14 protein-coding genes are annotated in these 14,795 nt (G+C 70.1%); 10 read left to right on the plus strand and 4 right to left on the minus strand.

What is annotated here, in order from left to right:
- Positions 1-89: 89 nt before the first annotated feature.
- Together ACYU7G_RS10115 and ACYU7G_RS10120 are read right to left on the minus strand one after the other, a co-directional pair.
- A complete protein-coding gene (locus tag ACYU7G_RS10115; RefSeq protein WP_461107406.1) occupies positions 90-1,064 on the minus strand; it encodes a Gfo/Idh/MocA family protein in 975 nt (324 codons plus the stop codon).
- A gap of 141 nt (positions 1,065-1,205) precedes the next feature.
- Positions 1,206-1,652: a MarR family winged helix-turn-helix transcriptional regulator gene (locus ACYU7G_RS10120; RefSeq protein WP_461107408.1), complete on the minus strand. Its 447-nt coding sequence runs from the start codon at positions 1,650-1,652 to the stop codon at positions 1,206-1,208.
- Positions 1,653-1,750: 98 nt separating this feature from the next.
- On the opposite strand from ACYU7G_RS10120, the gene ACYU7G_RS10125 reads away from it, so the two are divergent.
- A complete protein-coding gene (locus ACYU7G_RS10125) occupies positions 1,751-3,604 on the plus strand; it encodes an ABC transporter ATP-binding protein (protein WP_461107410.1) in 1,854 nt (617 codons plus the stop codon).
- Between the two features lie 155 nt (positions 3,605-3,759).
- The gene (locus tag ACYU7G_RS10130; protein WP_461107412.1) at positions 3,760-5,445 is read left to right on the plus strand and encodes a glycoside hydrolase family 10 protein; all 1,686 of its coding nucleotides are present in this window, start codon (positions 3,760-3,762) and stop codon (positions 5,443-5,445) included.
- 4 nt (positions 5,446-5,449) lie between these two features.
- On the opposite strand, the gene ACYU7G_RS10135 is transcribed toward ACYU7G_RS10130, so the two are convergent.
- A complete protein-coding gene (locus tag ACYU7G_RS10135; RefSeq protein WP_461109559.1) occupies positions 5,450-6,769 on the minus strand; it encodes an MATE family efflux transporter in 1,320 nt (439 codons plus the stop codon).
- Between the two features lie 72 nt (positions 6,770-6,841).
- Here ACYU7G_RS10135 and ACYU7G_RS10140 point away from each other — a divergent pair, with 72 nt between their 5' ends.
- Positions 6,842-7,804, plus strand: a complete 963-nt coding sequence (locus ACYU7G_RS10140; RefSeq protein ID WP_461107414.1) for an asparaginase — start codon at positions 6,842-6,844, stop codon at positions 7,802-7,804.
- Positions 7,805-7,877: 73 nt separating this feature from the next.
- Here the strand turns inward: ACYU7G_RS10140 and ACYU7G_RS10145 are convergent, their stop codons facing one another.
- Positions 7,878-8,879 carry a hypothetical protein gene (locus ACYU7G_RS10145; protein ID WP_461107416.1) on the minus strand — a complete coding sequence of 334 codons (1,002 nt, stop codon included), beginning with the start codon at positions 8,877-8,879 and terminating at the stop codon, positions 7,878-7,880.
- Positions 8,880-9,011: 132 nt separating this feature from the next.
- On the opposite strand from ACYU7G_RS10145, the gene ACYU7G_RS10150 reads away from it, so the two are divergent.
- From ACYU7G_RS10150 to fbaA, 7 genes are all read left to right on the plus strand, one after another.
- Positions 9,012-9,827, plus strand: a complete 816-nt coding sequence (locus ACYU7G_RS10150; protein ID WP_461107418.1) for a spermidine synthase — start codon at positions 9,012-9,014, stop codon at positions 9,825-9,827.
- A gap of 321 nt (positions 9,828-10,148) precedes the next feature.
- Positions 10,149-10,835 (plus strand): sortase, encoded by a 687-nt coding sequence (locus tag ACYU7G_RS10155; protein WP_461107419.1) that lies wholly within the window; start codon positions 10,149-10,151, stop codon positions 10,833-10,835.
- Positions 10,828-11,367, plus strand: a complete 540-nt coding sequence (gene pyrE / locus ACYU7G_RS10160) for an orotate phosphoribosyltransferase (RefSeq protein WP_461107421.1) — start codon at positions 10,828-10,830, stop codon at positions 11,365-11,367. The genes ACYU7G_RS10155 and pyrE overlap by 8 nt, the downstream gene beginning before the upstream one ends.
- A 49-nt stretch (positions 11,368-11,416) precedes the next feature.
- A complete protein-coding gene (locus ACYU7G_RS10165) occupies positions 11,417-12,208 on the plus strand; it encodes a LemA family protein (RefSeq protein ID WP_461107423.1) in 792 nt (263 codons plus the stop codon).
- A 187-nt stretch (positions 12,209-12,395) separates the two neighbouring features.
- Positions 12,396-12,947, plus strand: coding sequence for a TrmH family RNA methyltransferase (locus ACYU7G_RS10170; RefSeq protein WP_461109561.1), 552 nt, complete (start codon positions 12,396-12,398; stop codon positions 12,945-12,947).
- A 19-nt stretch (positions 12,948-12,966) separates the two neighbouring features.
- The gene (locus ACYU7G_RS10175; protein WP_461107425.1) at positions 12,967-13,506 is read left to right on the plus strand and encodes a hypothetical protein; all 540 of its coding nucleotides are present in this window, start codon (positions 12,967-12,969) and stop codon (positions 13,504-13,506) included.
- Positions 13,507-13,703: 197 nt separating this feature from the next.
- Complete coding sequence (fbaA, locus tag ACYU7G_RS10180) at positions 13,704-14,726, plus strand: class II fructose-bisphosphate aldolase (protein WP_461107427.1); 1,023 nt, start codon at positions 13,704-13,706, stop codon at positions 14,724-14,726.
- The last annotated feature ends 69 nt before the right edge of the window (positions 14,727-14,795 follow it).

The following is a 14,795-nucleotide window of genomic DNA, read 5'->3' on the forward strand; positions in this document are numbered from 1 at the left end:
CGAAGGGTGTGGGTCGGATGCCCTTCGAGGCTCGCTGCCACTCGCGCCTCAGGGCGACTGTTGGGGGCGCTCGTGCCGCAGGGCGACTGCTACCGGGCGGCGGCCCGGATGGCCTCCAGCAGGCGCAGGGTGCCGAGCGTGCGCTCCTGGTCCGGGGCGGCGTCGGCACGTCCCTCCACGAGGTCCACGAAGCGTTCGATCTCGTGGTGCATGTTGCCGATGAAGGCGCCGGTCTCGTCGCTGCCCTCGACGTCGTGCACCACGGGGTCCTCGCCCAAGAGGTGGAGGCCCACCTGGCGGGGCTCGCCGATCTTGTCGATGGTGATGGTGCCCAGCTCGCCCTCGATCTGGCTCGCACGGCTCGAGGCGGTGATCTTCGACCACGACACGTCCGCCACGAAGCCGGGGTAGCGCAGCAGCGCGACGCCGGAGCCGTCGGCGCCCGAGGCCACCAGGACCTGCTCCGCGCTGACCCGCTCGGGTGCTCCGAACAGGTCCACGAGCGCGGAGACGCAGTAGACGCCCAGGTCGTTCAGTGCACCGCCGGCCAGTGCCGGGTCGAAGATGTTGACCTGCTCGCCGGCGAGCACCAGGTCGTAGCGGGAGGAGCGTTGGGCGTACTCGAACGAGACGCGCCGCACGGTGCCCACCTGGGGGAGCAGCTCGCGCACCAGCGCGAAGCCGGGGTCGTGGGCGTTGCGCATGCCCTCGAACACCACCAGCCCCCGCTCCCGGGCCAGCTCGACGAGCTGCTCGAACTCGGCGGCCGTCGGCACGGCGGGCTTCTCCACGAACACGTGCTTGCCGGCCTGCACTGCGGCCAGGCACTGTCCGTGGTGCAGCGAGTTGGGGCTGGCGACGTAGACCGCGTCCACCTCCGGTGAGGCCAGCAGTTCGGCGAGGTCCGACCAGCCGCGACGCGCGCCCAGTTCAGCGGCCACCGCGGTGGCGCGCTCGGCGTCGCGGGAGTACACGCCCGCGAGTTCCAGACCCTCGACGCGGCGGGAGGCCTCGGCGAACTGGTGGGAGATCATGCTGGTGCCAATCAAGGCGACGCGGATCATGGGTTTCACCTCTCGGGCGGCGGGACGTGGCTCGCCCAGCCTAGGGTCCCGCCGTGATTGAATGGTTCAACTCTGGGTTCTTGGACCATAGACGGGCCAACAATCCAGAGTTGATTCGTTTCAGCGCTCGCGGACGGCCGGTCAGTGGTCGCCAGCGTCCCCCAGGCGGGCCAGCAGTCCGGCCAGTTGGTCCTGCTCGGCGGGGGAGAGGATGCCGAAGTACTCGTCGGCGCGCTCGCGGCGCTCGGCCAGCACGGCGTCGTGCAGGTCCAGGCCCCTGGCGGTGGCGGCGACGATGACCGCTCGGCGGTCGCTCGGGTCCGGGGCGCGCTCCACCAGGCCCTTCTCCTCGAGCTGGTCCACCACCTCCGTCGCGGACCGGGGTGCGATTCGGAGCCGCTCGGCCACCACGCCCAGGCGCACGCCGTCGCCGATTCGCATGATGGTGTGGAGCGCCCGCCACTGGAACGGGGTGACCTCCCACGGGGCCAGCTGTTCCGTCCAGGAGTGGCGCAGGCCGCGGAAGGCGGCATGGAGCAGCGAGCCGAGGTCGGTGGGACGCTCGTCGTGGGCGTGGTCAGCGGGCATGGGATCACCCTACCAACTTGACCATCAGCCTCATTGTGAGGTAACCTCAGTAATGCATGTGAACCAATCCATGCCGATCTTGCAGGAGGTGATGCCTCATGGCAGCTCCTAACCACACTTCAGGCGAGGGCCGCGACGGCGGCGGGCGAGGTCCCGCACGAGTCAGCCAGGCCGACAAGCGCCAGCTCAAGCAACACCCCGTGGACCTGCGGCGCATCGCCGCACTCTTCGGGCCCCACAAGTTCACGATCCTCGTGGTCGTGCTCCTCATCAGTGCGTCGTCGGTGGTCGGCCTCGCGCAACCCTTCCTCGTGCGTGGCGTCATCGACGACGCCCTGCCCAACCAGGACGTCGGCCTGCTCGGCTGGCTCGTCGGCGCGATGGTCGCCGTCGCCGCCGTGACCGCCGTCATCGGCGTCGTCCAGACCTGGCTCGCCACCCGCATGGGCCAGCAGGTCATGCACGCCCTGCGCACCAAGCTCTTCACGCACCTCCAGCGCCAGTCGCTGGGGTTCTTCACCCGTACCCGCGGCGGCGACGTCCAGTCCCGCCTCACCCACGACATCTCCGGCATGCAGTCGGTGGTCACCAGCACCGCCACCTCGGTGGCCTCGAACCTGACGACGGCGGTGGCGACGGCCGTCGCGATGGTTGCGCTCTCACCCCGGCTGTCCCTGATCTCACTGGTGGTGCTGCCGCCGGCCATCTGGCTCAGCCGCCGCGTCGCCCTGCTGCGCCGCGACATCACCAGCAAGCGCCAGGCCGAGCTCGCCAACCTCCACACGCTGGTGGAGGAGGGGCTCTCGGTCTCCGGCATCCGGCTGGCGAAGACGCTGGGCACCACAGACCGAAACGCGGGCCTGTTCACCGACTCCTCGGACCGGCTGATCGGTCTCGAGATGCGCTCCCAGCTCGCCGGCCAGTGGCGGATGGCCACCATGGGCATCGTGTTCGCGGCCATCCCCGCCGCCATCTACCTCGCCGCCGGGTTCCCCGCCGTCTCCGGGGGCATGACCATCGGAACCCTGGTGGCGTTCACCGCGCTGCAGGGCACCATCTTCCGGCCCGTCATGGGCCTGCTCAACGTCGGCGTCCAGTGGGTCACCGCCATGGCGCTGTTCAGTCGGATCTTCGAGTTCCTGGACCTCGTGCCCGAGGTGCAGCCACCGGCCAACCCGGTACGCGTCGACCCCGCCACCGTGCGTGGCGAGGTCCGCTTCGAGGGCGTCCGGTTCTCCTACGGCGACGGCGCGCCCGTGCTGCGCGGCATCGACCTGCGGATCCCCGCCGGCACCAGCACCGCCGTCGTCGGGCCCACCGGATCCGGCAAGTCCACACTGGCCTCGCTGGTGCCGCGCCTGCACGACACCACCGCCGGCCGAGTCACCATCGACGGCGTCGACGTGCGGGACCTGCACCCCGAGGACCTCGCCGGCATCGTCGGCGTGGTCAGCCAGGAGACCTACCTGGTGCACGCCACCGTCCGCGAGAACCTCCTCCTCGCCGCCCCCGATGCTGACGACGAGCAACTCTGGGGCGCGCTCGCCTCCGCCCGGATCGCCGATCTGGTTGGCAGCCTGCCCGAGGGGCTGGGCACCATGGTGGGTGCTCGCGGCCACCGCTTCTCCGGGGGCGAGCAGCAGCGCCTCGCGATCGCCCGGACCATCCTGCGCAACCCGCGCGTCCTCGTCCTGGACGAGGCCACCAGTGCCCTGGACAACACCACCGAGGCCGAGGTTCAGGCCGCACTCGACCGCCTGGCCGAGGGGCGCACCACCCTCACCATCGCCCACCGCCTGTCCACCGTGGAGAACGCGGACCAGGTGGCGGTCCTCGAGGCCGGCACCGTCGTCGAGCGCGGCACCGCCGACGAACTGCGCGCCTCCGGTGGGGCCTTCGCGCGGCTGGCCGCCCGCCAGAGCGCCGACGACGAGGCACTGGCCGCAGCCTGAGCGGGCCCGAAGGGGTGTGACAGGGCTCCGCGACACGCCGTGTTCAGGCTCTCCAGAGCCTCGAAATCGCTTTCGTGCGGACTGTGGTCACGCCTGCCCCTTGCGGCCGGGCCCGGGGCGAGGGATCCTGAACGCAGCCCCCGAGAGGAACTGCGATGAAGAAGGTCCTGACCGTCCTGGTCTCGGTGTTGGTGCTGGTCACAGGCATCATCACCGCCCCGCCCGCCTCCGCCGCGACGGCACAGTGGCGCTCGTTCTGGGTGGACACCCTCAACCCGGGGCTCTTCAACGCCCAACAGGTGAAACAGGTGGTTGCCGACGCCAAAGCGGCCAACGCCAACGTCCTGATCGTGCAGGTGGTGCGACGCTACGAGTGCTTCTGCAACAGGTCCGACTTCCCCCGCGCCACCGACACCGGGCTCGCCGCCGGCTTCGACCCGCTCGCCGAGGCCATCAAGCAGGGCCACGCCGCCGGGCTGGAGGTGCACGCCTGGGTCAACGTCGGCACCATGTGGAGCGCCTCCGCCGCACCCGCCAGCCCCAACCACGTGTTCAACACCAACGGCCCCTCGGCCACCGGCGCCAACCGCTGGATGAACAAGCGCAACGACGGGGTGGAGCGGGTGGGTGGTTCGGCCGCATACCTGGACCTGGGCAACCCGGGGGCGCAGGACTACGTCGCGTCGAGGGTGGCCTCCATCGTCGAGAACTACAACGTCGACGGCATCAACCTGGACTACATCCGCTACCCGGACCACAGCACCGGGGGAGTGAACCAGTGGGGCTACTCCGAGACTTCGCTGCAGCGGTTCCGGGCCGCCAGCGGCACCACCGGCACCCCCGCCGCGAACAACGCGGCCTTCTCCAACTTCCGCCGAGACCAGGTCACCGCCACCGTCACCAAGATCAAGCGCGCCATCGACGGGGTGGCGCCGTCGACGGTCCTTTCCGTCAACGGCATCTCCTACGGCCACGGCCCCTCCAACACCCGTAGTTGGGAGTCGACCGACCCGTACGCGGCGGTCTTCCAGGACTGGCGCAAGTGGGCCCGGCAGGGGCTCGTCGACGTCGTGGTGCTGATGAACTACAAGCGCGAGGCGAACGCCACCCAGGCAGATCAGTTCCGCTCGTGGAACGAGTTCCTCGCCCGCGTGCAGCGGGACACGGGCCGCCTGATGGTCTCCGGCCCGGCGCTGTACCTGAACTCCGTGGCCGACTCGATCAAGCAGGCCAACGCCATCACGGCGCTCGGCATCGGCTGGTCCGGGTACAGCTACGCCAACCCCAGCGCCGCCGGGTATGCCTCCAACTCCAGCTCGGTGAAGGCCGCCGAGCGGCGCACCCTAACCAACGGATTGGTGGCGGGGCCGTTCAAGGAGTGGGCCGCAGTCCCGCTGATGGCCTGGAAGCCCGACGCGGCCCGCGACCTGTACGTGATCCCTGGCCACCACCAGGTCAACGGTCGGGAGTGGCGCACGGACTGCGAGCGGTACTCCCAGACCCGCCGCTGCCGCACGGACATCAAGGCCACCACGGTCACCTTCGAGGGCGGTCGCTACGTCAAGAAGTTCGACTGGGTGTTCAACAACCTGACGTACCTGCCGCTGATGACGCGCGCCCAGTGGGGCACCAACCCGCTGGCGAACAAGGGGGAGTTCACGTCATCGGGCCGGCCCTGGCGCACCGAGTGCGACACTCCCGCCACCGGCAGGGGAGGCTGCCGCAGCTACGTGCGGACCTACGGCATGGTGCACTCCGCCCAGAACGCCGACGGCACCTGGCGCTACTACCGCGCCGACGCGTGGGTGTTCAACAACATGGTGCGCTTCCTGGACGGCTGAGGAATCAGGCGCCGGTGACGAGCCAGGACCCGCTGCGCTGCCGCAGCCACAGCGCCAGCGCCCGGGCCCCCATGAAACCGAGGCCGTAGGCCGCCCACAGCCAGGCCAGGCCGGCGGCTCCTTCGGGACCGACGTAGGCGACGAGGATCGCCAGCGGGGCGTAGACCACCAGCGTGAACACACCCGCGCGGGCCAGGAACGGACCGTCGCCGGCGCCGATCAGGACGCCGTCCATCAGGCAGACGTAGGCGGTGAGGGTGAGGGTGGCGCCCACCACCACGAGGGACGCGGCGACGGCGTCGCGCACCTCCGCCTCGGGGCTGAAGAGCCGGGCGATGGGGTGGCGGGCGAGGATGGTCAGCAGGCCCAGCACCACGCCCGCGCCGAGCGACCACCACATCATCCGACGGGTCACCGCACGTGCCTCGTCGACGTCGCCCGCGCCCAGCGCCATCCCGATCAGGGTCTGGCCGGCGATCCCGAGCGCGTCGAGGGCGTAGGAGAGGAACCCCCACACGTTGTAGGTGACCTGGTGGCCCGCCAGCGCCACCGCGCCCTTGTTGGCGGCCACCCAGGTGGTCAGCACCAGGGCCAGCCGCAGCGTCAGCGTGCGCATCAGCAGGGGAGCGCCGACGGCGAGGCTGGAACGCATCCCCGAAGGGCTGGGGCGCAGCGACGCCCCCTCCCTACGGGCCCCGCGCGCCACCACCACGGCGGCGGTGGCACCCATCAGCGTCTCGGCGACGGCGGTGGCGAACCCGGAACCCGCCACCCCCATGTGCAGCCCGAAGACGAACACCAGGTCCAGCACCACGTTGATGGCCGCAGCGGAGACGGCCAGCACGAGCGGCGTCCGGGCGTCCGCGAGCCCGCGCAACGTGCCCGTGGCCGCCAGCATCAGCAGCATCCCGGGCAGCCCGGGAAGAGACCAGTGGGCGTAGGCGACGGCGTGCCCGTGCACCTCGCCGGTGGCACCCAGCCACGTCACCAGTTGGGGTGTCGCGAGCCACACCAACCACGCCACCGCGCAGGCCAGGACCACCGCCAGCCACATCGCCTGCACGCCCAGCTCGAGCGCACGTCTCCGGTTGCCGGCCCCGAGCTGGCGCGAGACCACCGCCGTGGAGCCGTAGGCCAGGAAGATGGCCAGCCCCACCACAGTCGACGTGATGGTGGCGCCCGCCCCGAGGCCCGCGAGGGGCAGCGTGCCGAGCCGTCCGACGATGGCGGTGTCGGCCAGCAGGAACAGCGGCTGGGCCACCAGCGCCGCGAACGCGGGCACCGCCAACGCCAGAATCCGCCGGTTGAGGCCCTTGGTTCCCATCACGCTCCGAATCTGCTCGACGGCGACGATTCTAGGCCGGGCGTCCGACGGCGGCCGCGCTAACCTGCGGGCATGAGCCTCGCAGCCGCGCCCGTGGTGGCGCACGTCATCCGCAGCGGCTTCCTCGAGTCCGTGCACCACGGACTCGCGGTGGTCACGGCCCCCGACGGGACCGTCGAGTTCGCCGTCGGGGACGCCGCCACCCAGGTGTTCCCCCGCTCGGCGAACAAGCCGATCCACGCCGTCGCGGCCCTACGGGCCGGCGCCGAGCCGTCCGCCGAGGCGCTCGCCATCGGGTGCGCCTCCCACATGGGCGCATCCGTCCACCTGAACGCCACCCGCAATGCCCTGGCCGCCGTCGGGCTCGACGAGTCGGCGCTGCGCAACGTGCCGGGGCTGCCGGGCGACGGCGAGTCCGCGGCTGGGTGGATCCGCGCCGGCGGCGGTCCCGCGAGCATCACCCAGGGCTGCTCCGGCAACCACGCCCTGATGCTGGCCGGGACGGTGGCCGGCGGCTGGGACGCCGCCTCCTACGACCATCCCGAGCACCCCTTCCAGGAACTCGTGCGCCGGACCACGCACGAACTCGGAGGCGAGCCGGTCACGGCCACCGGCGTCGACGGCTGCGGTGTTCCCGTGTACGCGTTCGCCATCGCGGGGCTGGCCCGCACCTACGGGCGGATCGCCGGGGCCGAGGACGGGCAGTTGCGACGGGTGGCCGACGCCATGCGCGCCAACCCCGAACTGGTCGCCGGCAAGGGGCGACGCAGTACCCAGTTCATGCAGCGGGTCCCCGGCCTGATCGCCAAGAGCGGCGCCGACGGCGTCTTCGCCGCAGGCTTGGCGGATGGCCGTGGCGTCGCAGTGAAGATCGCCGACGGCGGCGACAGGGCCGCGGGCGTGGTGCTCGCGGCCCTGCTCCTGCGCACCGGCGCGACGACGGCCGAACAACTGGGCGATCTCACCAGCGAGCCCGTGCTGGGCCACGGCGAGACCGTCGGCAGCGTCGTCGCCGCACCTCACAAGTTCGCCTGAGGTGCGGTGACGCAGTCCCAGTTCACCAGTTCCCCTGAGGTGCGGCGACGCAGTCGACGCCTCGAAGGGCCCCTCAGCAGCCGTCCCACAGCAGCGCGTCGTCAGCCTCCCGGACCAGGATCATCTGGATCGGGTCCAGGGCGTCGGGCTGTGCCGTGTCCTCGAACGAACCCATGAAGATCATCTCGTTGGGGCCCTGGTCCACCACGTAGGTGTAGACCGGCTGGTAGCCGTCCTTGACGTCGGCGTGGAACGGACCGAAGCCGTCGGCCGCGTCGTAGGTCACCTGCGCCTGCTCGAACGTGTGCCCCACCCGGGTGCCGAGCGTGGTGTTCACGTCCTCGGTCACCGCCATCACGATGTCAAGCGTGTCGCCGAAGGTGATCATGTTGATGCCGGCGTCCAGCACCTCGCCCGAGACCTCCCAGAAGTCACACACCTCCGAGGTGTTGTGCTGCACGTAACCGAGCCGCTCGAGGTCCACCAAACTGGTGCCCAACTGCAGCGGGCCGTACCCGGTGTGGCTGAGCTTCGCAGTCTCGATCACACTCGGCGGCACCTCCGTCACTGGCGGCCGGGAACCGGTGGAGAACACCACCAAGTTGTTGAACACCCACTTGGTCTCCACCGAGTACGCCCAGCCCGACGGGGTCGCCGTCGCCGAGGCCACCCGCGCCCTCACGAAGCTGCGGCACGCGTTGCTGCCGGTCTCCGCGGTGTCGCAGACCGTGCGCCACTGGCGTCCGTCCGCGGCGGTCCACTCGCCCGGGTTGCCCAGCGGGTTGTCGGCCCACTGCGTCCGTGGCGACGGCAGGTAGGTGAGGTTGTTGAACGCCCAGTCCGTCACGCGCACGTAGCGCCCGTCGACGTACTTGACCTGCGTGGCCCAGATCTCCGTGCGGCAGCGCACCACACTGGTGGAGTACATGGAGCACTCGGTCTGCCACAGGCGCCCGTTGACGATGTGGCCGCCCGGTTCGGTGTAGACGTCGGCCCTTGCGGTGTTGACCGCGCCCAGTGTGAACAGGGTGGCGGCGGTGGCGAGGATCGCCAGGATGGTTCGCGAAATCTTCACAGTCATCCTCCTCGATGCTGTGGGGACCCACGGCCGCGGACCCCCGAATCCTTTCAATCACGCTACGTCGGCCAACCGTGGGTGGCAATAGGTGGATGGCCTCTGCGTGAATTCGACGGGTAGTCTTCGCCCATGCCCGACCGCCTCGTCCCCGACGACACCGTTCCGGGAGCCTTCGCCGTCAGGTTCGGCGACACCTCGCAGTCCTGGGTGGACCCCGCCCGGCCAGACTTCCTCGCGTTCGAGTACGTCCAGCACATCGCCATGGTGCTGGACCACACCATCCTCGACGCCCCCGCCGACGAACGCCTGCGCGTCATCCACGTCGGCGGCGCCGGCATGTCGATTCCCCGCTGGGTGGCGCACCGACGCCCCGGCACCGCCCAGATCGTGTGCGAGCCCGACGCCGAACTCACCGCCGAGGTGCGACGCAAGGTCCCGCTCCCGCCCCGCTCCGGGATCAAGGTCCGTGACGTCGATGGCCGCACCGGCGTCGCCGCCATGCCCGAAGGCTACGCCGACGCCGTCATCCTCGATGCCTTCGCCGGCTCCCAGGTGCCCGGCGAACTGTTCACCGCGCAGGCCTTGGACGACCTCCGCCGCATCGGCCGCGGCCCCGAGGTGCTCGTCGCCAACGTCACCGACCGCGCCCCCTTCCACTGGGCCAAACGCGCCGCCGCCGGGATCGCCGAGCGCTGGCGGCACGTGATCGTCGGCGCCGAAGCCCCCGTCCACAAGGGCAAACGCTTCGGCAACCTGCTCATCGTCGGCTCCACCAAGCGCGCCGACCTGTCCGGCATCCGTCGCGAGTCCGGCAAGCTGCCGTTCGGGTACCGGTGGTTGGATGGGCGTGAGCTGCGCAACTGGATCAGCGACGCCGAGCCCTTCACCGACGCCGACGCCGAACCCTCGCCCGAGCCGTCGGGGAGCAAGTTGTGGTTCTCGTAGTTGCTGGGTTGGTGCGGGTGCGCGGAGTTGGGGTTCAGGGGCCCTGTTGTTGCGTTGCTGGGGAGTCTGCGTCGGGGGTTTCCGCAGTTTCAAGATCTTTAGGCCCATGAACCCCAACTCCGCGCACCCGCTTCGTGACCAGTCGCCATGAGCCTCGAAGGGGCCTGCGGTCAGGCTCGCTGTAACCGAGGGCTGGGACAGCCAAGTCCTCGGTTGCACCGACGTCAGTTGGTCTGAGGTGCGAGCGGCAGCGAGCCTCGAAGGCCCCGGCACGCCCGCCGGCGGGTGCAGGGGCGGGACCCGCTCCAATATGGTGGGTCCATGACCCGAGCGCGCCGCAGCAGCCCCCGCGGTGTTTCGCCGTTGCTGGTGCTGGGCATCGCGCTGCTGGTGGCAGTGCTCGGTGTGGCGGGTTGGGGCACCTGGCTGTACTGGGGGAGCACGTTCCCGGCGCAGGCTGCGGCCGACGATGCGGTCGCCGAGGTGCAGCAGCGCTGGGAGGCCGCCGAGCCGCCCGTCGATCCGGAGACCCCGACCCTTGTCGCCAACTCGGCACCGGGGGAGGCGCACTGGCTGATGCGGATCCCGGCGCTGGGTGAGGTGTGGCAGTGGCCCGTCGTGGTGGGCGTCGACGACGAGGCGCTCGGCCACGCCGTCGGCTGGTACCCCGGCACGTCGCAGCCCGGGCAGGTGGGCAACTTCGCCGTCGCCGGTCAGTGCATCACCGGAGCGCAGCCCTTTCGTCAACTGCACCAGCTGCAGGTGGGCGACGAGGTGCTCGTGGAAGGCGTCCACCAGGTCTTCACCTACACCATCAACTCCGCCCCGGCGGACCTGACCGTCGCGGCGGGGGACGCCTGGGTGCTGGACCCGGTGCCCGGCCGCGACGACCTCGAACCCACGCAGGCGCTGATCACCCTCACCACCTGTGAAGACCTCTACCCGACGCCGGACCGCTCGGTCGGATTCGGCGTCCTGACATCCATGGAGAACAAGACAGATGACTGACAAGCAGACCCTCATCGATGCCGTCGGCGAACTCGCCGTCGTCCGCGGCCGCGTCACGCTGGCCTCCGGCAAGGAGGCCGACTACTACGTCGACATGCGCCGCGTCACCCTCGACGGCGCGGCCTCGCCCGTCGTCGGCCGGGTCATGAACGAATTGGTGGCCGACCTCGAGTTCGACGCCGTGGGCGGGCTCACACTCGGCGCGGATCCCGTCGCCACCGCCATGCTGCACGCTCGCGCCGCCGCCGGGGGCCGGCTCGACGCGTTCGTCGTGCGCAAGTCCGCCAAGGAGCACGGCCTGCAGCGCAAGATCGAGGGCACCGACGTCGCCGGCCGCAAGGTGCTCGTGGTCGAGGACACCTCCACCACCGGCGGCTCCGCCCTCACCGCGGTCGAGGCCGTCCGTGAGGCTGGGGGCGAGGTGGTTGCCGTGGCAGTGGTGGTGGACCGGGACACCGGCGCCGCCCAGAAGGTGGCCGAAGCCGGCCTCGAGTACCGCTACGCCTTGGGTCTGGAAGATCTCGGGCTGTGAACCGGTGCTCCCAGTACGCTTGCACTGATCCATCCGTTAAGGAGTTGTAATGGAAATCATCTTGGGCATCCTCGCCGTGGTCGTGATCATCGGCCTCATCGGAGTGTTCTGGGGATTCAGCGTCTACAACGGCTTCATCAAGGGCCGCAACCTGATCCAGGAGTCCTGGCGCCAGATCGACGTCGAGCTGAACCGCCGCTACGAACTGATCCCGAACCTGGTGGAGACCGTGCGCGGCTACGCCGCCCACGAGCGCAACACGCTCGAGCAGGTCACCTCGCTGCGCAACAGCGCCGCCGCCCTGGCCAACCAGGCCCACGGCGCCCCGAACCAGCAGCGGGCCGCCATCGAGGGTGAGCTGTCCAACGCGGTGCGCAGCCTGATCGTGTCCGTCGAGGCCTACCCCGAGCTGAAGTCCAACGTGAACTTCCTTGAGCTGCAGCGCGAGCTGACCGACACCGAGGACCGCATCGCCGCTGGCCGCCGCTTCTACAACGCCAACGTGCGCGACTACAACACCAAGATCGAGACGGTCCCCAGCAACATCATCGCCGGCTTCGCCAACTTCGAGAAGGCCACCTACTTCGAGGTCAACGACCCGCAGGTGCGGCAGGCTCCCGGCGTCAACTTCGGCGAGATCTCCCAGCGCCCCGCCGGCCAGGGCCAGAACCAGCTCCCCAACCCCGGCCAGTTCCAGCAGCAGCCGTACTCCGCGCCGTCGGCCAACCCGGTGCCGCAGCCGCAGTACCAGCAGCAGCCCCAGTGGCAGCAGCAGCAGCAGCCGCAGCAGGGCCAGCAGCCCCCGCAGCAGGGCGGCTACCAGCCTCCCTACCAGCAGTGACCCACTGACCGACGGCCCGCTCCCTGGAGCGGGCCGTTCTGTTTGCTCCCGGTAGGCTGTCCGGGTCCGACAGCCCGCCCCGACCAGAGGTGCCATGACCGACGAGCTCACCCCCGCGCCGCCCGACCCGACGGCGCCCACGGTCGGCGTCGGACCGCACCCCGAGCCGTGGCCCGACGACCCCCGCATGGACCCGGACCTGCTGCGCGAAGGCGACCGCCGCAACGTCGTGGACCAGTACCGGTACTGGCGGCTCGAGGCAATCGTCGCCGACCTGGACACCCGCCGCTCCCCGTTGCACGTCGCCATCCAGAACTGGGAGCACGACTTCAACATCGGCTCCATGGTGCGCACCGCCAATGCGTTCAACGTCGCCGGCGTGCACATCGTCGGGCGGCGACGGTGGAACCGCCGCGGCGCGATGGTCACCGATCGTTACCTCCACGTCCACCACCACGAGGACGAGGCCGACCTGTTCCGGTGGCTCGCGGAGCGGGGGATCACGCCCATCGGTGTGGACAACCTGCCGTCCTCGGTCCCGCTGGAGGCGGCAGAACTGCCGCGCGAGTGCTGCCTGGTGTTCGGCTCCGAGGGGCCCGGCCTGACCGACGAGATGGTGGCCGGTTGCGAGCGGCTGGTGGCCATCACGCAGTCCGGCTCCACCCGCTCCATGAACGCGGGTGCCGCGGCCGCCATCGCGATGTACCACTGGGGACTGCAGCACCTGCCTCGCCCCTGACGGCGCTAGCATTGCAGCCATGCTGCCAGAGCGATTCACCGTCGGCCTGACCCCCCTGCCGACGGCCCAGCGGGTGGTGCGCCAGCGATCCGCGCTCCGGTTCCGGATCATCTCCGCCGTCATCTCGCTGGTCTTCCTCACCGCCCTGATCTACTTCTTCAACCCCGGCTGGAGCAGCGGCGTCATCGTCGGCGTCTACGTCGTGTGGGGCATCTCGACGGCGGTCTGGATGACCATCTCCGCCATCGGCCTCACCCGGGCCAAGAAGGACCTCGCCGCCATCGGCGACGGCGACGCGCTGCACATCGACGCCCGCGGCATCGAATTCGTGCACCCCAAGCCGGTACGCGCCGACTGGGCCGAGGTCAGCTCCCTGAAGATCAGTGGCTCCAGCCTCGGCGCCGGACCCAACCTGGTGCTGGAGGTGCGCGGGCAGGTGGCCGCGAAGGTCCCCATGAGCTTCCTCGACGCCATGCCGTCGGCCATCGACTCCGCCACCAGCGCCCGTTCGCTCGGACGGGTGCGGCTCGACGTCAGCGACATGGACCGCATGCTCTGAGCCAACCCGCACGCGACGCGCCCCGCCACCCGCGCCGTCGGCCGTCGCCGTCGACCAATTGGGGTTGAGTTGCGGGTACTCCAACAAAACGACCCCACTGAGCGCCGGGACGCCTGCATGCTGGCCCCGGAAACTCACCTTGAGCATGACGCGATAGGCTGGGGCCGACCCAGTCTCAGTCAAGAAAGAGGGCATCCATGCCAGTTGCAACTCCTGAGGTTTACGCCCAGATGATCGACTCGGCCAAGGCGGGCAAGTTCGCCTACCCGGCCATCAACGTCAGCTCCTCGCAGACGCTGCACGCAGCCCTCCAGGGCTTCACCGAGGCGGGCTCCGACGGCATCCTCCAGGTCTCCACCGGCGGCGCCGAGTACTTCTCCGGCCCCACCATCAAGGACAAGATCGCCGGCGCCGTCGGCTTCGCGGCCTTCGCGCAGGAAGTGGCGAAGAACTACCCGATCAACGTCGCCCTGCACACCGACCACTGCCCCAAGGACAAGCTGGACGGCTTCGTGCGTCCGCTGCTGTCCATCTCCGAGGAGCGCGTGAAGAACGGCCAGCTGCCGCTGTTCCAGTCCCACATGTGGGACGGCTCTGCGGTTCCCATGGAGGAGAACCTGGAGATTGCAGCTGAGCTGCTCGAGCGCTGCGCCGCCGCCAACATCATCCTCGAGATCGAGGTCGGAATCGTCGGTGGCGAGGAGGACGGCGTCGAGGCCGAGATCAACGAGAAGCTCTACACCACCGTCGAGGACGGCCTGCGCACCGCCGAGGTCCTCGGCCTCGGTGAGAAGGGCCGCTACATCACCGCCCTCACCTTCGGCAACGTGCACGGCGTGTACAAGCCGGGTGCCGTCAAGCTGCGCCCCGGGGTCCTCAAGGAGATCCAGGAGGCCGTCGGCGCCAAGTACGGCAAGGAGAGCCCGTTCGACCTCGTGTTCCACGGCGGCTCCGGCTCCTCCGCGCAGGAGATCTCCGACGCGGTGGACTACGGCGTCATCAAGATGAACATCGACACCGACACCCAGTACGCCTTCACCCGCCCCGTCGCCGAGCACATGTTCCGCAACTACGACGGCGTGCTGAAGATCGACGGCGAGGTCGGCAACAAGAAGCAGTACGACCCCCGCGCCTGGGGCAAGGCCGCCGAGAACGGCATGGCCAAGCGCGTGGTGGAGGCCTGCGAGCAGCTGCGCTCCGCCGGCACCTCCGGCAAGTGACGCAACCGCTGATCTGAACCGAACAACTGCGGCCCGCCCCCTGCGAAGGGGACGGGCCGCAGCCTTGTT

The organism is Tessaracoccus terricola, from assembly GCF_054776555.1.